Source organism: Aestuariibaculum scopimerae, assembly GCF_059428085.1.
In genome coordinates this window covers 1,277,232-1,302,809 of record NZ_CM182089.1, presented here as the reverse complement: position 1 = coordinate 1,302,809, position 25,578 = coordinate 1,277,232, and the positions used below count along the sequence as shown (strand labels likewise).

The 25,578-nt window shown below is 35.5% G+C and carries 28 protein-coding genes; 24 read left to right on the top strand and 4 right to left on the bottom strand.

The window, feature by feature from the left end:
• The first annotated feature begins 26 nt into the window (after positions 1–26).
• On the top strand, positions 27–950 hold the full coding sequence (locus tag AC5SR4_RS05805) for a DUF6427 family protein (protein ID WP_495358589.1): 924 nt from the start codon (positions 27–29) through the stop codon (positions 948–950).
• Here AC5SR4_RS05805 and upp read toward each other — a convergent pair.
• Positions 939–1,598 (bottom strand): uracil phosphoribosyltransferase, encoded by a 660-nt coding sequence (gene upp, locus AC5SR4_RS05800; protein ID WP_495358588.1) that lies wholly within the window; start codon positions 1,596–1,598, stop codon positions 939–941. The two genes, AC5SR4_RS05805 and upp, sit on opposite strands and share 12 nt — an antisense overlap.
• Positions 1,599–1,673: 75 nt before the next feature.
• Between upp and AC5SR4_RS05795 the strand changes: the two genes are divergently transcribed.
• A complete protein-coding gene (locus AC5SR4_RS05795) occupies positions 1,674–2,279 on the top strand; it encodes a DUF4254 domain-containing protein (RefSeq protein ID WP_495358587.1) in 606 nt (201 codons plus the stop codon).
• A 43-nt stretch (positions 2,280–2,322) separates the two neighbouring features.
• Positions 2,323–3,351 (top strand): glycosyltransferase family 9 protein, encoded by a 1,029-nt coding sequence (locus AC5SR4_RS05790; protein ID WP_495358586.1) that lies wholly within the window; start codon positions 2,323–2,325, stop codon positions 3,349–3,351.
• A gap of 203 nt (positions 3,352–3,554) precedes the next feature.
• On the opposite strand, the gene AC5SR4_RS05785 is transcribed toward AC5SR4_RS05790, so the two are convergent.
• Positions 3,555–4,607 carry a 2Fe-2S iron-sulfur cluster-binding protein gene (locus tag AC5SR4_RS05785; protein WP_495358585.1) on the bottom strand — a complete coding sequence of 351 codons (1,053 nt, stop codon included), beginning with the start codon at positions 4,605–4,607 and terminating at the stop codon, positions 3,555–3,557.
• A gap of 116 nt (positions 4,608–4,723) precedes the next feature.
• Between AC5SR4_RS05785 and AC5SR4_RS05780 the strand changes: the two genes are divergently transcribed.
• From AC5SR4_RS05780 to AC5SR4_RS05680, 21 genes are all read left to right on the top strand, one after another.
• Entirely contained in the window at positions 4,724–6,202 is a 1,479-nt protein-coding gene (locus tag AC5SR4_RS05780; RefSeq protein ID WP_495358584.1) for a DUF5687 family protein, read from the top strand.
• 11 nt (positions 6,203–6,213) lie between these two features.
• The gene (locus tag AC5SR4_RS05775) at positions 6,214–6,924 is read left to right on the top strand and encodes an ABC transporter ATP-binding protein (RefSeq protein ID WP_495358583.1); all 711 of its coding nucleotides are present in this window, start codon (positions 6,214–6,216) and stop codon (positions 6,922–6,924) included.
• A 189-nt stretch (positions 6,925–7,113) separates the two neighbouring features.
• Positions 7,114–9,696 carry a type IX secretion system periplasmic lipoprotein PorW/SprE gene (gene porW / locus AC5SR4_RS05770; protein ID WP_495358582.1) on the top strand — a complete coding sequence of 861 codons (2,583 nt, stop codon included), beginning with the start codon at positions 7,114–7,116 and terminating at the stop codon, positions 9,694–9,696.
• Positions 9,697–9,710: 14 nt separating this feature from the next.
• Positions 9,711–10,142, top strand: coding sequence for a bactofilin family protein (locus AC5SR4_RS05765; RefSeq protein ID WP_495358581.1), 432 nt, complete (start codon positions 9,711–9,713; stop codon positions 10,140–10,142).
• The gene (locus AC5SR4_RS05760) at positions 10,090–10,332 is read left to right on the top strand and encodes an AtpZ/AtpI family protein (protein WP_495358580.1); all 243 of its coding nucleotides are present in this window, start codon (positions 10,090–10,092) and stop codon (positions 10,330–10,332) included. Before AC5SR4_RS05765 ends, AC5SR4_RS05760 begins: the two co-directional genes overlap by 53 nt.
• Positions 10,329–10,715 (top strand): DUF6168 family protein, encoded by a 387-nt coding sequence (locus tag AC5SR4_RS05755; RefSeq protein ID WP_495358579.1) that lies wholly within the window; start codon positions 10,329–10,331, stop codon positions 10,713–10,715. Before AC5SR4_RS05760 ends, AC5SR4_RS05755 begins: the two co-directional genes overlap by 4 nt.
• A gap of 124 nt (positions 10,716–10,839) precedes the next feature.
• The gene (gene atpB, locus AC5SR4_RS05750) at positions 10,840–11,925 is read left to right on the top strand and encodes a F0F1 ATP synthase subunit A (RefSeq protein ID WP_495358578.1); all 1,086 of its coding nucleotides are present in this window, start codon (positions 10,840–10,842) and stop codon (positions 11,923–11,925) included.
• A gap of 40 nt (positions 11,926–11,965) precedes the next feature.
• On the top strand, positions 11,966–12,166 hold the full coding sequence (gene atpE, locus AC5SR4_RS05745) for an ATP synthase F0 subunit C (protein ID WP_106659118.1): 201 nt from the start codon (positions 11,966–11,968) through the stop codon (positions 12,164–12,166).
• Positions 12,167–12,249: 83 nt separating this feature from the next.
• A complete protein-coding gene (locus AC5SR4_RS05740) occupies positions 12,250–12,744 on the top strand; it encodes a F0F1 ATP synthase subunit B (RefSeq protein ID WP_495358577.1) in 495 nt (164 codons plus the stop codon).
• A gap of 4 nt (positions 12,745–12,748) precedes the next feature.
• Positions 12,749–13,285, top strand: a complete 537-nt coding sequence (gene atpH, locus AC5SR4_RS05735) for an ATP synthase F1 subunit delta (RefSeq protein WP_495358576.1) — start codon at positions 12,749–12,751, stop codon at positions 13,283–13,285.
• A 42-nt stretch (positions 13,286–13,327) separates the two neighbouring features.
• Positions 13,328–14,905, top strand: coding sequence for a F0F1 ATP synthase subunit alpha (gene atpA / locus AC5SR4_RS05730; RefSeq protein WP_495358575.1), 1,578 nt, complete (start codon positions 13,328–13,330; stop codon positions 14,903–14,905).
• 23 nt (positions 14,906–14,928) lie between these two features.
• Complete coding sequence (locus AC5SR4_RS05725) at positions 14,929–15,273, top strand: four helix bundle protein (protein WP_495358574.1); 345 nt, start codon at positions 14,929–14,931, stop codon at positions 15,271–15,273.
• A 30-nt stretch (positions 15,274–15,303) separates the two neighbouring features.
• Positions 15,304–16,164: an ATP synthase F1 subunit gamma gene (gene atpG, locus AC5SR4_RS05720; protein WP_495358573.1), complete on the top strand. Its 861-nt coding sequence runs from the start codon at positions 15,304–15,306 to the stop codon at positions 16,162–16,164.
• Between the two features lie 174 nt (positions 16,165–16,338).
• Positions 16,339–16,827 carry a hypothetical protein gene (locus tag AC5SR4_RS05715; protein ID WP_495358572.1) on the top strand — a complete coding sequence of 163 codons (489 nt, stop codon included), beginning with the start codon at positions 16,339–16,341 and terminating at the stop codon, positions 16,825–16,827.
• Between the two features lie 134 nt (positions 16,828–16,961).
• Positions 16,962–18,428, top strand: coding sequence for a lipopolysaccharide biosynthesis protein (locus tag AC5SR4_RS05710; protein WP_495358571.1), 1,467 nt, complete (start codon positions 16,962–16,964; stop codon positions 18,426–18,428).
• An 89-nt stretch (positions 18,429–18,517) separates the two neighbouring features.
• A complete protein-coding gene (gene dut / locus AC5SR4_RS05705; RefSeq protein WP_495358570.1) occupies positions 18,518–18,952 on the top strand; it encodes a dUTP diphosphatase in 435 nt (144 codons plus the stop codon).
• 55 nt (positions 18,953–19,007) lie between these two features.
• The gene (locus AC5SR4_RS05700) at positions 19,008–19,382 is read left to right on the top strand and encodes a GIY-YIG nuclease family protein (protein ID WP_495358569.1); all 375 of its coding nucleotides are present in this window, start codon (positions 19,008–19,010) and stop codon (positions 19,380–19,382) included.
• Between the two features lie 72 nt (positions 19,383–19,454).
• Complete coding sequence (locus AC5SR4_RS05695; RefSeq protein ID WP_495358568.1) at positions 19,455–20,474, top strand: sugar phosphate nucleotidyltransferase; 1,020 nt, start codon at positions 19,455–19,457, stop codon at positions 20,472–20,474.
• A 115-nt stretch (positions 20,475–20,589) separates the two neighbouring features.
• Positions 20,590–21,948 carry a tetratricopeptide repeat protein gene (locus AC5SR4_RS05690; protein ID WP_495358567.1) on the top strand — a complete coding sequence of 453 codons (1,359 nt, stop codon included), beginning with the start codon at positions 20,590–20,592 and terminating at the stop codon, positions 21,946–21,948.
• A 2-nt stretch (positions 21,949–21,950) separates the two neighbouring features.
• Entirely contained in the window at positions 21,951–22,718 is a 768-nt protein-coding gene (lolB1, locus tag AC5SR4_RS05685) for a lipoprotein insertase outer membrane protein LolB1 (RefSeq protein ID WP_495358566.1), read from the top strand.
• 3 nt (positions 22,719–22,721) lie between these two features.
• Positions 22,722–23,948 (top strand): murein hydrolase activator EnvC family protein, encoded by a 1,227-nt coding sequence (locus AC5SR4_RS05680; RefSeq protein WP_495358565.1) that lies wholly within the window; start codon positions 22,722–22,724, stop codon positions 23,946–23,948.
• 12 nt (positions 23,949–23,960) lie between these two features.
• On the opposite strand, the gene AC5SR4_RS05675 is transcribed toward AC5SR4_RS05680, so the two are convergent.
• Positions 23,961–24,476: an acyl-CoA thioesterase gene (locus AC5SR4_RS05675; protein WP_495358564.1), complete on the bottom strand. Its 516-nt coding sequence runs from the start codon at positions 24,474–24,476 to the stop codon at positions 23,961–23,963.
• Positions 24,477–24,559: 83 nt separating this feature from the next.
• Positions 24,560–25,495, bottom strand: coding sequence for an HU domain-containing protein (locus AC5SR4_RS05670; RefSeq protein ID WP_495358563.1), 936 nt, complete (start codon positions 25,493–25,495; stop codon positions 24,560–24,562).
• Between the last annotated feature and the right edge of the window lie 83 nt (positions 25,496–25,578).

The following is a 25,578-nucleotide window of genomic DNA, read 5'->3' as shown; positions in this document are numbered from 1 at the left end:
ACGTAGCAAAAATACAAAAACAGTTAATGATAACAAGTATTTTTAGTAAATCTAAGCCAATAAATTTCATCATTGTTTTTTTTATTACGCTTTTGGCTTTTATAACGGCAAGAACAAAGCTTGTAATAGAACCCATTACCATTGGTTTTATTTTAAAACAAATGGCTGTTTTTATTTTATGCTGTGTCACCATTTTAGTAGTAAGTTTTATTATTTCAAAGAATGATTTAGCCAAGAAAAATAATTACGACATTTTACTTTTCAGTTTGTTTTTATTAGCATTTGTACAAACTACAAGCAATACAAGCATTCTTTTATCAAACTTTTTTGTATTGTTGGGTTTAAGGCGCATTATAAGTTTGCGTTCGCACAGAAGTATTAAGAAGAAACTATTTGATACCGCTTTTTGGATAGCCTTGGCGGCATTGTTTTATTTTTGGTCTATCCTCTTTTTGGCACTAATCTTTGTAAGCTTACTATTGTATACTGATAACAATATAAGGCATTGGATTATTCCCTTTCTGGGAGCTGCAACTGTTTTTGTTATCACTATGGGGGTCTCTATTATATGGTATGATGATTTTTTCGAAATTTTTAAGTCCTACCCAGAGGTTAGTTACGATTTTAGTGGTTATAATACCACACAGTATTTGGTGTCCATAACCTTATTGGTGTCCTTTGGCGTGTGGTCATCATTGTTTTATTTACAAAATATTAAAAGGAAGAAAAAAGCATCAAGGGCTTCATTTAAAGTTATAGTAGTGGCAGCCCTAATAGCCTTTTTAATTATATTACAATCGCCCATAAAAACAGGAAGTGAGTTTTTGTTTGCTTTTGCGCCCTTAACAATTATTATTACCAATTATATAGAAATAGTTCAGGAAAAGTGGTTTAAAGAACTGTTTGTAGCCGTATTGGTTATTGTTCCTTTTGCACTGTTAATGCTGTAATTTTTCGCCAAAGGCCAAATCGCCCGCGTCCCCAAGCCCGGGGATAATATAGCCTTTATCATTAAGTGTGTCATCAATAGCCGCAATCCACAAATGGGTATTATCATCAAAATGCGAGCTAATAAAATCAATACCCTCTTGGGCCCCAATAACGCTAACTAAGTGAATATTTTTTGGTACTCCAAAAGGTTTTAAAGCCTCAAAGGTAGCTACCATAGATTGCCCTGTTGCCAGCATAGGATCGGCCAAAATAAGTGTTTTGTCTTTTAAACTGGGGCAAGCCAAATATTCAACAATAATCTCGAAACTTTCAGGGTTGTGTTTATGGTGTCTATAAGCAGAAATAAAAGCGTTTTCAGCTTTATCAAAATAATTAAGCAATCCATTATGCAATGGCACACCGGCCCTTAGTATAGAACACAAAACAATATCGTTTTCAAATAGATTAATAGCGCATAAACCCAAGGGTGTCTCAACAGTCGTAGCTTTATAATTTAGTACTTTGCTCATCTCATACCCTAAAACCTCACCAATGCGTTCTATATTTCTCCTAAAGCGCATGCTATCTTTTTGAAGGGTTACATCTCTAATTTCTGAAATAAAGGTATTTAGTATGGAGTTTTGTTGGGAAATATTATGAATGTGCATGGCTTCAATCTTTTGGTTTGGAATGATAAAGTTAATTATTTAGACTTATATTTACACCTTAAAAATTAGTACAATATGTTTACAAGTAAAGCCAACAAAATATTTCAAGACGTTATAGAAAAATATCACGTTGTTAATACCGTAGATCAACCTTTTGAAAACCCTTATCCAGAAAGTGATTTAATAGAACATTTATTATATAGAAAATGTTGGATTGATACCGTGCAGTGGCATTATGAAGACATTATTCGCGATCCGCAAATAGATCCCGTATCTGCATTAGCTTTAAAGCGAAAAATAGATGCCTCCAATCAAGATAGAACAGATATGGTGGAGTATATAGACAGCTATTTTTTAGATAAATACAAACACGTTACCCCTAAAGCCAATGCCACTATAAATACAGAAAGTCCGGCATGGGGCATCGATAGGTTATCCATTTTGGCATTGAAAATTTATCACATGCAAGAAGAAGCTACTCGAACAGACGCTAGTGAGGCCCACCGTGCGGCTTGCCAAAAAAAGCTGGATATTTTATTAGAGCAACGGGTTGATTTATCTACAGCTATTGATACATTATTGAACGATATTGAAAACGGTGACAAATACATGAAAGTTTATAAACAGATGAAAATGTATAATGATGATGAATTAAACCCTGTGTTAAGAGGACAAAAATAAACGTTTCATTATTCTGGAAACCATTCCAGAATGTCATCTAAATATGCCACATCAACAAAAACATATTCTTGTTATTCGCCTTTCGGCCATGGGAGATGTGGCCATGACGGTTCCCGTTCTAAGCGCATTTATACAACAACACCCCAACATTAAAATTACGGTATTAACAAAACCAGCATTTACTTCCCTTTTTAAGGGTTTGAAAGGTGTTACTGTTGTTGCTGCACATGTTAAAGGAAAGCACAAAGGTGTTTCTGGACTTTACAGATTGGCACGACAACTTAATAAAGAAACCCGTTTTTATGCCATTGCCGATTTGCATAATGTACTAAGAACAAAGGTGTTAAAAAAGTTCATTAGGTGTAAACGATTTGTTTCAATAGATAAAGGGAGACGTGAAAAAAAGGCGTTGGTTTCAGGAAAATTATTTAAGCAACTTAAAACAACCCACCAACGGTATGCCGATGTTTTTGAGACTTTAGGATATACCATAGACTTAAATAACCCCTCCTTTCCAAGCCCTAAAGAACTGTCTCCAGAAATAGTTAAAATTACTGGTGATAAAACAACTAAATGGATAGGTATTGCTCCTTTTGCAGCACACAAAGGAAAAATGTACCCGTTGGAATTAATGACCCAGGTAATTGAAACACTTTCAAAAGATTACAAAGTAATACTATTTGGTGGTGGTAGTGAAGAAATCCATGCCCTAGAAGCCATAGAAAGGCATTTTGAAAATGGTATAAATTTGGGGGGTAAATTAACGTTGGAAGAAGAACTAAAGGTTATATCAAACTTAGATGTTATGCTCTCTATGGATTCTGGTAATGCCCATTTGGGTGCTATGTTAGGTATAAAAGTCATTACCATTTGGGGTGTAACACATCCTTATGCCGGGTTTGCACCTTTCAATCAACCAGAAGATTATATGCTATTGACCGATAGAGGACAGTACCCAAAAATACCCACCTCTGTTTATGGAAATAAATACCCAGATGGCTACGAGGATGCCGCCGGGAGTATTTCTCCTAATGTTATTATAGAAAAAGTTAAATCTGTAATAAACCACTAAAAACATGGTCTAGATCACGAAAAAGGTGATTCAAAGCATAAAAAACATGGTATTAATCATAAAAAAGATGATTTAATTCACCTAAATCTTGCCTTGTCGGGGGGAATTACTCAAAAAAGAGCGTCACTTTGTTTGTTGAAGGTAAATCCAATCTAACAGCAAAGCGGTCTCACATCTAGTATCTAGCAGCGAAGCGCTCTAAATTAAACATCATCATAATCAACCACAACAGTTGGTGTTGTAGGTTGCGCTTGGCAAGTTAAAATTAGGCCTTCGGCAACTTCACTCTCGCTTAAAATATTATTTTGCCTCATAGTAGCTTCACCTTCTTTTAAGCGGGCCAAACAACTACTGCAAATACCGCCTTGGCATGAATAAGGCGCATCTAAATCTTCATCAAGAGCAGCTTCTAAAATGGTTTGTTTTGGCGACATTTCAAAAGTTGTTGTTTCATCATCCACCGTAACCGTTATTTTGGTTTTACCAGTATCATTAACTTCAATAATTTCATCGGGTTTAGAAGCTTTAAAAAGTTCAAAATGAATTCTATCGGCATCAACCCCATGGCTAGTTAAAACATCCTTAACCGTATAAATCATGGCTTCTGGACCACAAAGATAAAAGTCGTCAATTTCAATGTGTTTATATTTGTTCTTAACAATTAAGTTAACCGTACTTTTTTCTATACGCCCAAAAATAGCATCGTCCTCTTGGGTTTGACTAAATACAAACTGAATAACAAAACGTTCTTTATATTGGTGCTGCAGCTCTAAAAGCTCATTTAAAAACATGGTATCATCAAGGGTTTTATTCCCATAAACCAAAATTACTTTACTGTGCACTTCTTCTTCTAGGGCACATTTAATAATGCTTAAAACTGGGGTAATACCACTGCCAGCAGCAAAAGCCGCAATGTTTTTTGTTTTAGCATCATTAGGTGTAAAAACAAAACGCCCCTTTGGTGGTGCAACGTCAAGCGTATCACCTGCTTTTAAATGCTTATTGGCATAAACAGAAAACATACCATCTTTCACTTCTTTTATAGCTACTTTAAGGGCATTGCTTTTAGGGGAGACACATAAAGAGTAATCGCGTCGAACTTCATTACCATCAATGATTGTTTTTAAAGTAACATATTGGCCAGCCTTAAAAGAAAAAGTACTTTTTAAAGATTCTGGAACATTAAAACTAATGCTTATGGCGCTATTCGCTTCTCTTTTTATATTTTTAATAGAAAGTTTATGAAATGATGACATGCTTAAATTTTTGACAAAAATAGTGAAGTTGATTTTTAATTTTAACCATATCTGTAACAATTAGGTTAAAAAGTTTACTAACTACCTGAATTAAACAGATATACCAACCAAATACAATGATTAAAAAGTTTTTAGGCTTAGAGTGGAAGTCCTTTTTACGATCTGCCAGTTTTGGTAAAGGTTTGGCCATAAAAATAGTTATGGGGTTTTTGGCGCTGTACTTTATGGCTATGTTTTTAGGCATGGGAATACTTCTATACCCGTTACTTAAAGATACATTTCCCAATAGCGACCCATTTATTACTGTAAACGGGTTTTTGTTTTATTGGGTTTTAGGCGATTTAATATTTCGGTTTTTCTTTCAAAAGTTGCCCGTTATGCATGTAAAACCCCTGTTAATATGGCCTATAAGCAGAAAGAAAATAGTAAACTATGTGTTGGGGAAATCTGTGGTGTCCTTTTTTAATATCCTGCCACTTTTTGCCATCTTGCCATTTGGCATCACTTTAATAACCAAAGACTACCCAGTAGCATCGGTCATAACATGGATGCTAACCTTAATACTGGTAAGTCTAATTGTTAACTTTCTAAATTTTATTATAGAAAGTGTGACGGCCGAAACAGAACTGTCTTTTCTTCCCATTATACTTATAGCAGGTGGTTTATTGGCGCTCAATTATTTTAATATTGTTTCTTTGGCAGCACTTTTTTCTAAAGGGTTTACAGCCGTCTATAATGCACCCCTTTTAATAATCGTTCCCATACTGATTTTAGTGGGACTCTATAGGCTCAATTTTAGGCTCTTGCGAAAAAAATTGTTTCTGGATAGTGGTTTAAAGACTAAAGTAAAAGAAATACAGGCAGCTAACCTGGAGTGGACCAAAAACTTTGGAAGCATAGCGCCCTTCATGCAATTGGACTTAAAGCTCATTTGGCGTAACAAACGTACCAAATCGGCCATATGGATTGTAGGTTTGGGCTTATTGTATGGATTGTTTTTTTATCCGCAGCCCACCTATCAAAATATGCCTTGGTTTTTTGCCTTTATAGGGGTATTTTCAACAGGAGTGTTTTTAATTAATTTTGGACAATTTATACCAGCTTGGGATAGCAGTTATTACAAGTTGCTCATGAGCCAGAATATAAAATACGAACAATATCTTCAATCTAAATTCACGCTCATGGCATTAAGCGTAACCATATTATTTGTGTTGGGTATTCCCTATGTGTTTTTTGGATGGAAAATTCTATTGGCCCATTTCGCTGCGGCCATATACAACATAGGCGTTAATACACATATTATGCTTTATGGCGGTTCCTTTAATCGTAAAAAAATAGATTTAAGTCAAAAAGCAGCATTCAATTACCAAGGCACAGGGGCCGTACAATGGCTTATAGGGCTGCCGTTACTGTTAATGCCTATGGGTATTTTTGCCGCAGCCTATTTTCTTGTAGGGTTTGAATGGGCCTGTTTAGTCCTTGTCATTTTAGGCATTGCAGGTATTGTACTGCACCAAAAACTCATGAAAGGCATCACATCAAAATATTTAGAATCAAAATATAAAATGATAGCAGCCTTCGATCAAAACAACTAAAACGAAACACAATGATAGTCACTACCAACCTCACCAAAACCTATAATAACAAACAGGTTCTAAATATCGAATCTCTTACCATTCCCAAAGGACAAAGTTTTGGTTTGGTAGGTAACAACGGTGCTGGCAAAACCACGTATTTTAGTTTGCTTTTGGATTTAATACAACCTACCACAGGCCATATTAAAACTAACGATATTCAAGTAAGTACTAGCGAAGATTGGAAGCCTTTCACATCGGCCTTCATCGACGAAAGCTTTTTAATTGGCTATTTAACTCCCGAGGAGTATTTCTATTTTATTGGTGAATTGCGCGGACAAAACAAAGCGGATGTGAATGCTTTGCTGGAGCAGTTTGAGGACTTTTTTAATGAGGAAATTTTAAATCAAAAAAAATATTTACGGGATTTAAGCAAAGGAAACCAAAAGAAAGTTGGCATTGTAGCGGCATTGATTGGAAACCCTGAAGTCATTATTTTAGACGAACCCTTTGCCAATTTAGACCCAACCACACAAATAAGGCTTAAAAGTATTATTAAAAACCTGGCCCAAAAGCACGGTGTTACTATGTTAATTTCTAGTCACGACCTATTGCACGTAACCGATGTTTGTGAGCGTATCGTAGTACTGGAAAAAGGAGATATTGTAAAAGATTTGGCAACCAACCAAGCAACACTTAAAGAATTAGAAACCCATTTTGGTGGGTCTATGCCCGTAAATTAAAGGACTGATGTCACCCTGAACACCAGCCTATCCGGCAAGGCAGGCAGCCAAAGGGTTCTACAAACTGGATAACAGATAGTCTAAAACTCTGTCAAATATTCATGTTAATCAAAAAAGATGCTTATTTTTACCTGCTTACATAATATAAGCGCTAGTTTATAGTTATTTAACTGACTAAAAAAACCTACATTGAAAGCATTATTAAAAATAACCACAGTAATTGTATGTGTTTTGGTTTTGGGCTGTTCCAGAAAAAAGGACAAATTCATTAACCGAAATTATCATGCTGTAACAGCAGAATTCAATACACTGTTTAATGGTTATAATGCTTTAGAGCAAGGCCAAAGTGTGCTTAACGATAGTTATTTTGATAATTATTGGGAAGTTTTACCCATAGAGCGGATGCAAATAAAAGATGAGATTGTTATGGCCGGACAGTCTGAAAACGAAAACTTCACTATAGCCGAAGAAAAGGCCGTAAAGGCCATTCAAAAGCACAGCATATCCATAGACGGTAAAGAGAAGAACCCACAGATAGACGAAGCCTATCTGTTATTGGGAAAAGCAAGATATTTTGACCAACGGTTTGTGCCAGCATTGGAAGCTTTCAATTACATTCTCTACAAATACCCGGCAAGCGATAAAATCAATCAAGCCAAAATTTGGCGCGAAAAAACCAATATTCGTTTAGATAATAATGAGCTGGCCATTAAAAACCTAAAGCGCTTATTAAGGCAAGAAGAATTAAAGGATCAAGATTTGGCCGACGCTACATCCATGTTGGCCCAAGCCTATTTAAACATTACAGCTATTGATAGTGCCATTACACAGTTGGAAATAGCGTCTAAAGCCACAAAAAAGAATGACGAACGTGGGCGTTACAGGTTTATTCAAGGGCAACTGTACAACGAATTAGGTTACAAAGACAGTGCAAATATTGTTTTTGACAAAGTAATAGCGCTTAACCGTAAAGCGCCAAGAATTTACATGATAAGTGCCCATATTGAAAAAATTAAGAATTTCGATTATGACAATGGAAACAAATTACAGCTTTTAGAGCTGCTTAATGCGCTTGAGGAAAATAGGGAAAACCGCCCCTACCTAGATAAAATTTACCATCAAATAGCAGTCTATCATTTAAAAAACAATTCAGATTCCTTGGCCGTTAATTACTTTAATAAATCGCTACGAACAGACTCTGAAGACAAACTTCTAAAAGCTAAAAACTATGAAGTTCTTGGCGATATGAATTTTGATAAATCCATTTACAGAATAGCAGGAAGGTATTATGACAGCACGATGACCAATTTAACGCTTAACTCGAAACCCTATCGTGTTATAAAGCGAAAGCGCGATAATTTAGACGATGTTATTTATTATGAAGAAATTGCTAAAGTAAATGACAGTATTTTAAATTTAGTGCGTTTATCCGATGCGGAAAAAGTTGCATATTTTGAGGCATTTATAGAAACACTAAAGGTCAAGGCCGAAACAGAAAAAGAAAAGCAAGAAATAGCCGAGCGCAACAAAGGCCTAATAACAACCAACAATGTAGCGGGTAATACAATGGGTAATATGCCTGGAGGCCAGCCTTCCATATCGCAACGTGCTGGCTTGCCCGGTCAAGTAGCCACCTTTTATTTCTATAACCCCACAACAGTTGCTTATGGTAAAAATGAGTTTGTAAAAATTTGGGGCAATAGAACATTAGAGGACAATTGGAGGTGGTCCAGTAGAATTTCCACTAATGCTAATACCGTTTCCGGTAACGATATTATTGCCGCTGCTTCAGAAGACGAATTATACGATCCGCAATACTACATATCAAAAATACCAACAGAAAGAACTGTAATAGACAGTATTTCTAAAGACAGAAATTATGCCTATTATCAATTGGGGCTTATTTACAAAGAAAAATTCAAGGAATACGAACTGGCAAAAAGTAAATTTCAAAATTTATTGAATAGCAATCCCGATGCACGTTTAATCCTTCCATCTAAATACAATTTGTATAAAATCTATGAACTTTTGGGCGAAGATGGTGAAGCGGCTATCGCTAAAAGCGACATTATTAACAATTATCCAGAGTCGAGATACGCCAGCATATTGAGCAATCCTGAGTCTGTTTCAGAACGGGATGCAAACAGCCCAGAAAGCTTGTATGAAGCATTGTATACACAATACGAAAATCAGGAATATGCCCAGGTAATTTCCAAAAGCGAGGATTATATAAACACTTTTGAAGGCGAATCTATAGTGCCCAAGCTAGAATTACTAAAAGCTACTGCTGCTGGCCGTTTATATGGGCTTGAAGCTTACAGCAAGGCCATAAACCATATTGCCATAACCTATGCCAATACCCCCGAGGGCAAAGAAGCACAAGATATAGCAGCTAATATGCTGCCCAAATTGGAAAGCAGTGAGTTTATTCAAGACAATGATAATATAAATAGTAATTACAAAGTTGTTTTTACATTTAAAAACCCAGAACAAGAACAAATAGCTAATTTTAAAAGCACACTAGATGAGGTTTTAAAGAACATCAAGTATTACGAACTAAAATCATCAATAGATGTTTATGGCCCTAACACCAAATTTGTAATTGTTCATGGTTTAAAAAATGGTCAGGTAGCAAAAACATTCGACCAGTTATTAACCAAAGAAGCACAAAAGAAAATAAAAGAACCCTACTTTGCAGTATCATCTGTAAATTATCAAATCATTCAAATCCATAAAAATTTGGATGCCTATTTGAATAGAAGCAATGAATAAATTAATAGCACATTATGTTTACTGAGAACAAAAAAGAAAAGAAAATGGTAGAAAACACATCAAGTCAAAACATTATATCACAAGGCACTAAAATTGTAGGTGATTTTAATAGTGAAGGCGATTTTAGAATTGATGGCACAGTAGAAGGCAACATAAAAACCACAGGAAAAGTTGTTGTTGGAAAAGCAGGTTTTATAAAAGGAACATTACACGGAACAGATGCTTATTTTGAAGGTAAATTTTCTGGAAAACTAGCATTATCGGGTACATTAACATTAAAATCCCCAGCCCATTTAGAAGGCGAGGTTGTAGTTGGTAAATTGGCCGTAGAACCAGGAGCCACGTTTAATGTATCGTGCATTATGAAGGGTACCGTAAAAGAAATGAACAAAGGTGAGCAACAAAAGCGACAAACAGCAGAAGGATCAGGAGAAAAAACCGCTTAATAATTATGTTAAGTTTTCTGGTATTGCTTTTCAAATGATTGCAATTATATGTCTCTTTGCTTTCTTTGGAGTTTGGCTTGATGGAAAATTCCCTAATAACTTTAGCGCTTACACTTTAATTTTTTCACTTTTAGGTGTTGCGCTTGCAATGTATTTTGTGATTAAGCAAGTAACAAATATGAATAAATGAATAAAAAATTAAAATCGTTCTTACTTGTTTTAATAGCTTTTACCATTATTCTATTTAGTATTCAATATTTTGTTGTAGAGCATTTAAAACAGACACAAACTTTTTATTATAGTACTTGGAGTATTTATCTTTTCCATTTTTTCGCAACCTTATTTATTTATCTTTTTATTGTTTTTGTTCAAAAAACTTTTTCAGATAAAACTGGCTTTGCATTTATGGCTTGTAGTTTATTAAAAATGATGGCAGTTATTGTATTCCTTTTACCTCTGATTCTTAATAAAGAAAAACAAGCTTTAAACGATATTATTACATTTTTCATTCCTTATTTTTTATACTTACTATTAGAAACAATTTTCACAGTAAAAATGCTTAATAACAAATAGTTTTTTATTCTAAATAGCACTGTTTCAGTGTTTTATATTTTTTTTAAGTAAAAACCCAGAAATTTTAATTAAAAACGTACATTTGCACCAAAATTTTAAACGATAATTTTTTTTAAAAAAAGGTATGGTGATAGCAAAGAAATCTATCAAATTAATCACAATATTTGTTTTAGCTTTGCTTCCGTTTTTTGCAATAGCATTAAATGGTGGTGAAAATGATAAAAATAAAGAATTCAACGCAAGTGAATTAATTAATGATCACATTGGTGATTCTCACGAATTTCACATCGCAGATTGGAACGGTCACCCAATCTCTTTTTACCTTCCGGTAATTTTATGGACAGATAACGGGTTGGCTATTTTTTCATCTTCTAAATTTCATCATGATAATTCTGGTGAGCATATTGTAGAGGCTAATGGTCAAGAATTTGTTAGATATAACGAAGTTATTTATTATGCAGACAAGTACGAAGAACTTAAAGAAGAAGAAAAAGGAGCGTTCAATTTTGAAGCACGTCCTTTAGACTTTTCAATCACAAAATTGGTATTTTCAATGTTAATGTCTGCTTTGATAATATTTTTATTGTTTACAGCAGTTGCACGTTCATATAAAAAGAATAACAAAGCACCTAAAGGGTTAGCAGGTTTTATGGAGCCATTAGTAACCTTTGTAAGGGACGATATTGCTATTCCAAATATTGGAGAGAAAAAGTATACTAAATATATGCCGTATTTATTAACCATATTTTTCTTTATATGGATTAATAACTTAATAGGTTTAATTCCATTTTTTCCATTTAGTTCAAACTTAACAGGAAACATATTCTTTACATTTGTGTTGTCTTTCATCACGTTTTTAATTACTTCTTTTAGTGGAAATAAAGATTACTGGAAGCATATTTTAACACCTCCAGTACCAAAAGCATTATATCCTATTATGGTGCCAATTGAAATTATTGGAATTTTCACCAAGCCATTTGCATTAATGATACGTTTATTCGCAAATATAACTGCGGGTCATATTATTATATTAAGTTTAATTTCTCTTATTTTTATATTTAAAAGCGTTTTTATTGCGCCAGTTTCTGGAGCGTTCGTTTTATTTATGAGTGTGTTAGAGATGTTGGTTGCTGCTTTACAAGCGTATGTATTTACATTGTTATCAGCATTATTTATTGGTCAAGCTGTAGCAGAGCATGATCATCATTAATTTGAGTTTTTTAATTATTAACTAAATAAATTTTATTACTATGGTATTAGCTGGAATCGGTGCTGGATTAGCTGCAATTGGAGCAGGAATCGGTATTGGAAGAATTGGTGGATCTGCAATGGATGCTATTGCGCGTCAACCAGAAGCTACTTCAAAAATTCAAACTGCAATGATTATTGCTGCTGCACTTATTGAAGGTGTTGCGCTTTTTGCAGTGGTAGTTGCTTTAATTGCAAAATAATTTTTGAAATGAGACTAAGTTTTCCCAAAACGGTTGGTTTTGGGAAAACTTAAAAAAAACAATAATTAAATAAAAATATAGATATGAACTTTACTGCACCAGAAAGTTTGATTTTTTGGACTACGATAATATTCGTAGTATTCTTTTTACTATTAAAAAAGTTTGCTTGGAAACCTATTTTAGGAGCGGTTAAAAGCAGAGAAGAGTCTATTAACAATGCACTGGAATCTGCCGAAAAGGCAAAATTAGAAATGCAAAACCTTCAAGCAGATAACGAAAAGCTATTAAAAGAAGCCAGAGCAGAGCGTGAAGCCATGTTAAAGGATGCACGCGACATGAAAAATAAAATGGTTGAGGACGCTAAAAGAGAAGCAGAAGAACAAGCCAACAAAATCATAGCACAAGCGCAAGCAGCTATTGAAAGTGAAAAGAAAGCAGCCATGGCCGAACTAAAAAACCATGTAGCAGGACTATCTTTAGACATAGCGGAAAAAGTATTGCACAGTGAGTTATCTAATAAAGATAAACAATTAAACTTAGTGGAATCGATGATAGGTGAAGCTAAATTAACACACTAAAACCATGGCAGGAGCAAGAGCAGCAATACGTTACGCAAAAGCAGTTTTAAGCTTAGCATCCGATCAAAAATCGGCCGAGGCCGTAAGTAGCGATATGAAGTTAATTGCTAGTACCATTGCAGAAAGCAATGACTTAAAAGAGATGCTTCTAAGCCCTGTAATTAGCTCATCAGTAAAAAAGTCGGTATTGCTAGACGTGTTTAGCAATGTAAACAAAGAAACAACAGGCTTAATAAATATTTTGGTTTCCAACAATAGAGTTGCTATTTTAAACGATGTTGCCTTAAAATACAATCAGTTGTTCGATCAATCAAAAGGGATAGAAGTCGCAACTGTAACAACAGCCGTTGCACTTAATGATGCCTTGAAGAAACAGGTACTGGCAAAGGCCAAAGAGCTTACAGGTAAAGATGTAACCGTAAATAATATTATTGATGAAAGCATTATAGGTGGTTTCATATTGCGAATAGGTGATGTACAATACAACGCAAGTATTGCAAATCAGCTAAATAAATTAAAAAGAGAATTTTCAATAAACTAAAACAATTCAGAATTCTGAATTCTGAATTCAAAATTAATAAGGATGGCAGAAGTAAAACCAGCTGAAATATCAGCAATCTTAAAACAACAACTGGCAGGTTTTGAAGCAAGTGCTTCTTTAGACGAAGTTGGGACTGTATTAACTGTAGGTGATGGTATTGTACGTGCTTACGGATTGGCTAATGCACAATATGGTGAATTAGTAGAATTTGGAGGCGGTTTAGAAGGTATTGTATTGAACCTGGAAGAAGATAACGTAGGGATCGTATTATTAGGGGCTTCAGTAGGTGTAAAAGAAGGCTCTACAGTAAAACGTACAGGACGTATTGCTTCTATAAATGTTGGTGAAGGTATTGTTGGCCGCGTTGTTGATACATTAGGAAATCCTATTGATGGTAAAGGCGCTATCTCTGGAAAAACTTACGAAATGCCCTTAGAGCGTAAAGCGCCAGGGGTTATTTTCCGTGAGCCAGTAACAGAGCCATTACAAACTGGTATTAAATCTATTGATGCAATGATTCCAGTAGGCCGTGGGCAACGTGAGTTGGTTATTGGCGACCGTCAAACTGGTAAAACAACGGTTTGTATAGATACCATCTTAAACCAAAAAGAGTTTTATGATGCAGGGGAACCTGTATATTGTATATATGTAGCTGTAGGTCAAAAAGCTTCAACAGTGGCAAACATTGCAAAAACATTGGAAGACAGAGGCGCTTTGGCTTATACTACCATTGTAGCTGCAAACGCATCAGATCCTGCACCTATGCAAGTATATGCACCTATGGCAGGAGCTGCAATTGGTGAGTACTTTAGAGATACAGGTCGTCCAGCATTGATTATCTACGACGATTTATCTAAGCAAGCAGTAGCATACCGTGAGGTATCGTTATTATTGCGTCGCCCACCAGGACGTGAGGCTTATCCAGGAGACGTGTTCTACTTACACTCTCGTTTATTAGAGCGTTCGGCAAAGGTGATTAATGACGATGCGATTGCTAAAGAGATGAACGACCTTCCAGACTCGTTAAAGCCTATGGTAAAAGGGGGCGGTTCATTAACAGCATTACCAATTATTGAAACCCAAGCAGGTGACGTATCAGCATACATTCCAACCAACGTAATTTCTATTACAGACGGACAGATTTTCTTGGATGGTGACTTGTTTAACTCTGGGGTGCGTCCAGCCATTAACGTGGGGATCTCCGTATCGCGTGTTGGAGGTAATGCACAGATAAAATCCATGAAAAAGGTAGCAGGAACCTTAAAACTGGATCAAGCACAGTTCCGTGAGCTGGAAGCCTTTGCAAAGTTTGGTTCCGACTTAGATGCGGTTACATTAAACGTTATTGAAAAAGGAAAGCGTAATGTGGAAATATTAAAACAAGCGCAAAACGATCCTTATACCGTAGAAGATCAAATTGCTATTATTTATGCAGGATCTAAAAACTTATTAAAAAATGTACCTGTAGATAAGGTGAAAGAATTTGAAAGAAACTTTATCGAGTTCCTAAATGCAAAGCATAGAGACACATTAGACACCTTAAAAGCCGGTAAATTAACGGATGAGGTTACAGATGTTTTAACTGCAGTTGCTAAGGATCTTTCGGGGAAATATAATTAATTCAGAATTCAGGATTCAGAATTATGAGTTACAGTAAAAGTGGTAATGCCATATTAGACAAAAGTTTTTATTTTGCTTGTGATATTGTCCTTTATGCTGAGAAACTTAAAGAAAAACGTTTTTTTGAAATAGGAAATCAGTTACTTAAAGCAGGTACTAGTATAGGTGCTAATGTGAGGGAATCACAAAGGGGGGTAAGTACAAAAGATTTTAAAAATAAACTAGGAATTGCTCTTAAAGAGGCGGACGAAACATCTTTTTGGTTAGATGTTATTGAAGAAACCAAAATTTATGATGTTCCCTCAAAATTAAGAGAGGATTGTGAAGTTCTAATAAGACTTTTAGTGTCGATTATCAGGAATTCATAATTCTGAATCCATAATTCATAATTAGAAAAGATGGCCAATTTAAAGGAAATACGTAACAGAATCACATCAGTGTCATCAACGATGCAGATTACCAGTGCCATGAAAATGGTATCTGCTGCAAAGTTAAAAAAGGCACAGGATGCGATTACAGCCATGCGACCTTATGCAGATAAGTTAACAGAGCTTCTACAAAATTTAAGTGCAACTTTAGATGATGATTCTGGAAGTAAATTTTCAACCCAACGTGAAATTAAAAATGTTTTAATTGTTGCAATAACATCCAATAGAGGTTTGGCTGGTGCGTTTAACTCGAACATTATTAAAGAGGTTAATAAGTTAACAAATCAAACCTATGCCAACCAAAACGTATCGTATGTAGCTATTGGTAAAAAAGCTAATGATGCTTTTAAAAAGACCAACAAAGTCATTGCCAATAAAAGTGATATTTTTGACGATTTAACGTTTGATAATGTAGCAGACATAGCACAAATGCTTATGGATAAATTTGTAGCAGGAGAGTTTGATAAAATTGAAATTGTCTATAACAAGTTTAAAAATGCAGCAACACAGATTGTTATGGTAGAGCAGTTTTTACCCATTGTTCCTGTAACAAGTGATACGAATGTAAACGCCGACTATATTTTTGAGCCATCAAAAGTGGAAATTGTTGAGCAATTGATTCCTAAATCGCTAAAAACACAAGTGTATAAGAGTATTAGAGACTCTTTTGCAAGTGAACACGGTGCACGAATGACGGCCATGCACAAAGCCACAGACAATGCTAAGGAATTAAGAGATCAGCTTAAGTTAACATATAACAAAGCGCGTCAGGCAGCTATTACAAACGAAATCCTAGAAATTGTAGGTGGTGCCGAGGCTTTGAATAATTAAAAGAATAATGATATTGTTATGCTGAACCTACAGGGTTTCCAAAACCCTGTAGGTTTCATAGATACATAAAACCTACAAGGTACTTAAAGACCTTGCAGGTTTTTTTTATGGCATTAATTTTGAAAAGCGTATTTTAAGCCATAAAAGTATAGAGTGATGGGGTTTTTAAAATACATGCTAAATAGCGTTTGGAGTTTGTTTATCATAACAAGCTTAACTCAATGTGCCAGTACCCAAAAACTAGAAACCCACTTACCATTAACCTTGGACAATACCTATTACCAACCTTGGGCAGCAGGTGTAGAAGGCGGTGGCTCTGGCATACAACTATTTATACCCGTATTGTCCAATCCCCGACACATCATGCTAGATAGTGTTTATTTTAGAGGCCGTATAGCCAAGTTAGAAAAGCCTAATGATACCCTTTACATCGCACGATTTAAATCTGTAGCACCCCAAAAAGCAGACATCATTATGAGTGCTGAACCTTATGCTGAATATGGAAATCCAGTTCCCAACCCCGATCCCGATAACTATCGGGACCAAAAGCCCCGTTTTCAATTAAAAGAAAACGAATGTGTAATCAGTTATCATATAAAAAATAGCACAAAGTATTTTAAAATAGATAGCATTGGTAAAAGAATGGGGAAGCTGTTTATATAATATCTCAGTTTAGATTGTTAGGTTTTTTTTGAATTTAGTTTAATAACGCCGTGATTAAAATCTAACTTCAAAAAATCTATTTTGCACAGCATGCACTAAAAACGTACTTTTAACCATATTAATATCCCAAGTATTTGAGCGGACTCAAAACATTATTTAAACAGACATTTATCTATGGCCTAGCCACGGTGCTACCAAGAATGTTAAGTTTCCTTCTGGTGCCACTATACACAACCGAGGGCGTGTTATCCTCGGTCGCAGAGTATGGTAAGGTAAATGTTATTTTCTCTTGGTTTGTGCTTTTTAATGTTATTTTGGCCTACGGTATGGAAACGGCTTTTTTTAGGTTTTTTAACAAGGAAACCGATAAAGATCGTGTGTTAGGCACTTCGGCTATCTCGCTAATTGTATCCTCGTTAGGGTTTTTTGTAGTAGCGTTTTTATTTCAGGACCAGATAGCTTCGTTTATTGATATTGATGCGAAATACATTCGCTTGGTCATCTGGATTTTACTCTTAGATGCGCTTGTTATTATCCCTTTTGCTTGGTTGCGGGCCACTGAAAAACCCATGCGTTATGCTTTAATCAAGATTTTAAATGTGGCTATTAATTTAGGGCTTAATATTTTCTTTTTATTGCTGCTAAAAGATTTAGCTACACATAGTGCGTTTTTTGGAAGTATATACATGCCCGATTTTGAAATCAGCTATATATTTATTGCCAACCTTATAGCTAGTGCTGTAACACTGCTTTTAATGGTCTCGTTTTACATAAAGATACCCTATACCTTCCACAAGGACTTATGGAAACGTATGTTGCGATATGCCTTTCCTGTATTAATAGCAGGGCTGGCATTTTCTATTAATGAAACCTTTGATAGAATTCTGTTAAAAGAGCTATTGCCTCCTGATATTGCCGATACCCAAATAGGGATGTATTCAGCATGTTATAAATTAGCACTGTTTATGACCCTGTTTGCCACGGCTTACCGATTGGGTATAGAACCCTTCTTTTTTAGTCATGCCAATACCGTAAACCCCCAAAAAAATTATGCCAGAATATTAGAGTTTTTTGTGGCATTTGGATCGGTTATTTTACTAAGCGTTGTGGTTTTTGCCGATATATTAAAACCTATTATTGTAAGAAGCGAGGCCTATTGGGAAGCCATGTGGATTGTCCCCATTATATTAATTGCTAATTTTTTTCTGGGAATCTACCACAATCTGTCGGTTTGGTACAAGATTACCGATAAAACAAAATTTGGAGCCTATATATCTATTGTTGGGGCCATAGCAACGCTGGTTATTAATATCTTTTTTATTAAAACATATGGCTATAAGGCATCGGCCATAGCTACTTTAGTAGCTTATTTTATTATGATGCTGCTATCTTATATGTATGGTAAAAAATATTATCCCATACCCTATAATTTAAAGAAAATAGTCCTGTATTTAACACTTTCCATCGGGTTTTCGCTGCTATCTTTTTATCGATTTAGATACCAATATGGTTTTGGAATCTCCGTGTTAATTGTATTTTTGGGGATGATTTACGTTTTGGAAAAGAATGAATTAAAAAAAGTAACAAAGAGGACTAAGTAACAAAAGGGACTTAGTTTAACAGATGGGTAAGTATCTAAGGTACGTTGCTCCTTAGATACTCAGAAACTTAGAAACTAAAAGAAGAATAAATGCAAATAAAAATAGTAAACAAATCAGCCCACGACCTTCCACATTACGAAACGGAGGCTTCAGCGGGCATGGATTTAAGAGCCAACTTATCAGAGCCAAGGGTTTTAAAACCTTTAGAGAGAAGTGTTGTTGGCACAGGATTATTTATAGAACTACCCGTTGGGTATGAGGCCCAAGTGCGCCCCAGAAGTGGATTAGCAGCAAAAAAAGGTATTACCGTATTAAATGCCCCTGGCACGATTGATGCCGATTATAGAGGCGAAATAGGAGTGATATTAGTAAACCTTTCTAATGATGAATTCACCATAAACAATGGTGAGCGTATTGCACAATTGGTGATAGCTAGGCATGAACGGGTAGAATGGTCGCCTGTAGAATTGCTTTCTGAGACTGAGCGTGGTGAAGGCGGATTTGGGAGTACTGGTAGTAATTAAATTCCTGCGAAAGCAGGAATCTCTAAGTCGAAGGGAGAGAACCATAGGTAAGTCATTGTTAAAGGAAAAAGATATAGGTGATAATTTAAAGGAAATACCTGCAGACACAGGTGTTCGGAGCAATTGGTATGTATATATTATGACTAACAGGCCAAATGGTGTACTTTATATAGGCGTGACAGATAATATAGATGAACGTGTTAAAGAACACAAACTAAAGGTCTATCCTAAATCCTTTACGACAAAGTATAATTGTGATAAGTTGGTTTATTTTGAGATATTTGAAGATGGGCTAGCAGCAACAAAAAGAGAAAAACAATTTAAAAAATGGAAAAGAGCTTGGAAGATAGAGCTCATAGAGGATATGAATGCAGGTTGGTTTGATTTAAGTATGAATTGGAATATAAATTTTGATAAATTAAGAGCGTAATATTGAGAATATCTACAAGTTAGATATAATGTTTAATAATAAAGAGATACCTGCGTTCGCAGGTATATAGATATGAAAATAATAGTCCCCATGGCCGGACGCGGTTCGCGTTTACGACCCCACAGTTTAACAGTACCAAAGCCTTTAATCCCGGTTGCAGGACAGCCAATAGTTCACAGGTTGGTAAAGGATATTGCAAAAGTATTAAAGCAACCCATTGAAGAAATTGCCTTTGTATTGGGCGACCCCGCTTGGTTTGGTGATGATGTTGTTGACAGTTTACAGGCGTTAGCCAGTGGTTTAGGAGCCAAAGCTTCTATATACCGTCAAGATGTACCTTTGGGCACAGGACATGCTATTATGTGTGCCAAGCCATCACTTTCTGGCCCAGCCGTTATAGCTTATGCCGATACCCTAATTCGTGCGGCGTTTAATTTAGATCCTAAGGCCGATAGTGTGATTTGGACCAAACAAGTGGATAATCCCGAGGCGTATGGCGTTGTTAAATTGAATGACAAACAGGAGATTGTTGAACTGGTAGAGAAACCCAAAACATTTGTGAGTGATCAAGCTGTGATTGGGATATATTATTTTAAAGATGTGTCCATTTTAAAGGATAAATTACAAGAAATACTAGATGAAAACGTTACTAATGGAGGCGAATACCAAATAAATGATGGTATTAAGCGTATGATGGCAGATGGTAAGATATTTAAAACAGGCTCGGTAGATGAATGGATGGATTGTGGCAATAAAGCCATAACCGTAGAAACCAATGCCAAAATGTTGAGCTTTTTAAAAGCAGATGGAGAGGAAGAACTGGTAGCGACATGTGTAAAACTAGAGGATTCTAATATTATAGAACCCTGTTTTATTGGCAAGAATGTTATTATTAAGAACAGTACAATAGGTCCTTATGTATCTATTGGTAACAATAGTGTGATAGAAAATGTTACTGTTAAAAACAGCTTAATACAAAGCCACACAACAATTAAAAATGCTAATTTAGAGGAAGCTATGATTGGGAACCATGTAACATATCATGGTGATTATAAAAAGGTCAGTCTTGGTGATTATTCGGTGTTGGAATAAGGCTGTAAGCTTTAGGCTGTAGGCAATACGCTTGATTTTACAATGCATGAGTAAGCACGCTAGAGTAAGAAGCTTAAAGCATAAAGCCAATTGCGTAAAGCTTTAAAACAAATAAATGAAGTATATTATATACATATGCGCTCTATTAGGGATGTTCCTACTCCCCCTAGTAAGCTATACCCAAGTGGATTTTAACAAAAAACCAGATGACGATTTGGGGAATGTGGAAGATACATTTCAAGAACTTTTTTATGAGGCTCTAAAACAAAAGAGCATTGAAAATTACGATCGTTCTGTAGAAGCCCTTTTAAAATGTATTGATATAGACAATTCCATACCAGTTTTGTATTTTGAATTGGGTAAAAACTATATAAAACTTAAAAATTTTGGTGAAGCAGAAGATGCCTTAAAGAAAGCCGTAAGTAAAGATTCCGACAATGAGTGGTTTCTAGATGAACTATATGGGTTTTATGCCTCCCAAAACGATTACAACAAAGCCATAAAAACAGTAAAGCAACTGGTTAAATACCACCCCGACTATAAAGAAGATTTGGCGGCATTGTATGTAAGAGCCAAGGATTATGACGATGCCCTGGAAATCTTGGATGAATTGGATGCCGAATTTGGAATTTCGATGGCACGCGACGTGATGCGCAACCAGATATACAATGCTACTGGACGAAAAAAAGATCAAATAAAAAACTTAGAAGAGCGCGTTGAAGATAATCCAGAATTAGAATCCAACTACTTAGCACTTATTTTTAGATACAGTGAGAACGATGAAAAGGAAAAAGCTTTTGAAACGGCCAAAGAATTATTAAAGATTCATCCTAATTCGCAATTGGTACATTTAGCGCTCTACAAGTTTTATTTAGATGATAAAAATGCCGATAAGGCCATAGAATCTATGAAAATAGTGGTTAAGAGTCCAGAGATTAAACCCGAGGCAAAACTTAAAGTATTAACGGATTTTGTGCAGTTTGTGGGCGATAATCCGCAGTATGAAGCCGATTTGGTAGAGGCTACCGCTATGGTAAGTGATAGTAACAACAGTAAGACCCTTATAGAACTTGGGCAATATTACTTAGCAAAGAACAATAAGGCCAAAGCCTTGGAATATTTTGAAGCCGCTTTAAAAATAGATACCGATAATTTTAATTTGCTTAGAAATGCATTGCTTCTTTACATAGATTTGCAACAGTATGAGCTGGCAGAAAAGAAAAGTAATGAGGTATTACAAAAATATCCATCGCAACCCTTGTTTTACTTAATTAATGGCGTGTCGTTAAACCAATTGGGCCAACCAAAAAAGGCCATAACCATTTTAGAGTCTGGTTTAGATTATATTATTGAGGACACTAAAATGGAACTCGATTTTTACAAACAATTGAGTGAGGCCCATAGTAAGTTGAACAATACAGCAAAAGCAAAAGCGTTTAGTGATAAAGCAAAACAATTACAAATCTCAAATTAATAATGAACAAACTTAAATACCTTATTTTATCCCTTTTGGTGCTTTTGGTGTTTCATTGTAAATCTTCTAAGACTGTTACTGGAGGCGATGCTAATTACAAGTTAAGTACAAAACAGTTGATAAAAGAAAATGCAAAACAAGCCCCTAATTTTAGAACATTTCAATCTAGGCTTAAAATATCCTATATACAAGGCAACGATTCACAAACACATGCAGTGAACTTTAGGGCCAAAAAGGATGAAGTAATATGGATGAGTGCCACGTTTTCTGTTGTAAAAGCCCTTATTACACCAGAAAAAGTGAGCTTTTACAATAAATTGGATAATACATATTTTGAAGGCGATTACACCTATTTAAGCAATTTATTGGGTACGGAGTTAGATTTTGATAAGGTGCAGAATTTATTGTTTGGCGAAGCCCTCTTCAATTTAAAAGCGGGAGACTATAATGCTTATGTAGATGATGGTTCTTATATACTCCAACCCAGTAAGCAACAAGCGCTTTTTGAAATTTTCTATTTATTGGACCCTGTGCATTTCAAAGTAAAATCGCAGCAAATATCGCAACCCAATGAATTAAGGCATTTGCAAATAGATTATCTGGCCTATCAGAAAATTGAAAAAGAAACGCTACCAGAACGCATTAAGGTTATAGCTGTTGAAGCTAATGAGGAAATAACCATAAATTTAGAATTTAAAAATGTTTCTTTAAATGAAAATTTAAGCTTTCCGTTTAAAATACCTTCGGGGTTTAAAGAAATTCAACTTTAAAAGATGTATAGAAAGTCTGCATACAAAATTGTTTTCATGTTAAGTGCTATGCTATGTAGTATGGTAGTGCTTTCGCAGAGCAATAAACAAAAAGAGCTGGAAACACGCAGGCAGGAACTACGTAGGGAAATACAAAAAATAAACGAATTACGTGCCGAAAACAAGTCAAAAGAAAAATCGCAATTATCCCTAATAGAAGATTTTAATTATAAGATAAGCGTTTTAGATAATTTAATTAAAGTTACCAACCAACAAGCAAACTTGTTAACCCGGAGTATTCATTCCAATCAAAAGAAAATAACCAGTTTAAGAGACGAATTAAAGATTTTAAAGGCCGACTATGCAGGCATGATTGTAAAATCTTATAAAAGCAAAAACCAGCAAAGCAGGATTATGTTTTTATTATCGTCAAACAACTTTAAGCAGGCTTATAAGCGGTTGCATTACATGAAGCAATACACTGATCACCAAAAGCAACAGGGCGAAGCTATTAAAACAAAAACCCTGGAACTGCAAGAAACCAATAAAAACCTGTTAGCGCAACAAAAGGAAAAACAACAATTAATAGCAGAGAACAAGGAGGTTCAAAAATCCTTAGAGGCCGAGCGTAAGCAACATCAGGATTTAATGAAGTCTATTAGGAGAAACCTGTCTATGTACGCATCACAAATTAGGCAAAAGCAGCGGGAAGCAGACCGGATAGATGCCGAAATAGATAGAATTATTAAAGCAGCTATTGCCAAATCCAATGAAAAGGCTGGTAAATCAAGTAGTTCCTCAGCATTTTCTTTAACAGCCGAAGAGAAGGTTTTGGCGGCTAATTTTGTTGCCAATAAAGGAAAATTACCTTGGCCCGTAGAAAAAGGATTTGTTAAAGTTGGGTATGGAACCCAACCACACCCCATAGATAAATCGCTAACCATAAAAAGTAACGGTGTTAGAATAGCAACAGAAAAAGGGGCTAAAGCACGTGCCGTTTTTAATGGCGAGGTTATAGCTATTGTAACCATGAGGAATGTAAATCCTATTGTAATGATACAGCATGGTAATTACATTACGGCTTATAAAAACCTTGGGAAAGTGTATGTTAAAACAGGCGACAAAGTGACCACCAAACAGGAGATAGGCGAGGTGTTTACCAATGGTAATGGAGAAACCATTTTAAGCTTTATTGTTTCAAAAGATGGAAACACACAAAATCCAGCTTCTTGGGTTTATAGGATGAATTAATAATTCAAATATTTAAGCATTGTCAAATAAAGCTTTTAACTCGCTAGCATCATTGGGTTTTATTTTGCCCGCCAGTAACAAACTTAATTGTTTACGTCTTAAAGCCGCATTATAGCGTTCTTTTTCTAAATCTGTTTCAGGCATCACTTCGGGTACAGCAATAGGCCTCCCAGTTTCATCAACAGCAACAAATGTGTAGATACCTTCGTTGGCTTTTGTTTTAGTGCCAGATTCCCTATCCTCAATCCAAACATCAATAAACACCTCAATAGAGGTTTTAAAAGCACGGGATACTTTGGCTTCAACTGTAACCACACTTCCTAAGGGTACGGCTCTACTAAAAGCAACATGGTTTACAGAGGCAGTTACAACAATACGCCTGCTATGGCGTCTGGCTGCAATACTGGCTGCGCGATCCATACGTGCCAGAAGTTCTCCACCAAATAAATTATTTAAAGGATTGGTTTCACCGGGTAAAACCATATCGGTAAGTGTTGTTTTAGATTGTTCGGGTGTTTTTGCCTCCATGCCAGCTATTTTTAATATGCTGCAAAGGTAAAAGGAATTTAGGATTTAAAGGAAATGATTTTAGAGATAATTGGAAAGAAGATTTAATCTAATTTTTTAACCAATAGCCAAGCCTCACTGTTATGGGTTTTCTTAATGGTTCTTAGGGCCTGTAGGGCTTCAATTCTATCCTCATAGCTAGCGTAAACCACTTCATGCAAACCATATTTGTTAACACCAATTTTTCTAGCTTTAAAACCCTGGGTTTTAAGTTGTGCTATTTTTTTAGTGCAGTTTTCCTCAACTCTAAAAGCGCCAGCTACAATGTGGTAATTACCTGTTTGTTTAGTAACGTTTAAGGTAATGGCTGGTAACGGGTTTAAATTAAAGGTTGCTTGCTGTATTTTAGTGTCTAGCTGTTTTGTGGCTTCTTCTTGCGCTAGTTGATTGTGTTGCTCAATCTGGTTGGCATAATAATTAGAGGCTCCCAAACCACCAAGTGTTAAAGCTACAAGCGCAACAGCAGCGTATCTTAAGAACGATTTATTGTTGCGTTTTTCGGGTGTTACAGCAATAGGAATGACCTTTTCAACAGCTTCGGCCTGTTCTTTGTATACCTCACGAGTAACAGCAGGCGATACAAATGGCGATAACCCAAAAGAATCTGTTAAATAGTTAAGATGATAGGTGGGCTCAAATAAAATTTTGCCTTCACTATTAAAAACAATCTCACCTATGTTCTTAAAAGTAAGTGTTTCACCCTGTGTTAAAAAGGATTTAAGTATTTTAACACGCTTTGCTATTTTTTTATTAGCAATCTCAAAAGGAATTTTTTCTACATCGGCAATATAATTTGCCAAAAGCCCATCGTTTTTCTGAATTTGCTCATTAAACGACACGCTTTTTTTGGGCGGATAGAAGGTATTGGTAGCCTCATCAACCTTTGCAGGTTCACGCTGCGTTAAAAAAGCACCAAACTCTGGTACCGTAACACATTCATATCTATATAGTAAATCGCTTATGTAGGTTTCCAATTGCATGAAAACAAAGTTAAAAAAATATGGTTGTCAATAAAATTTAGATTTAAGTATTTATTAACAGTATAAAAATTCTTTTATTGCAG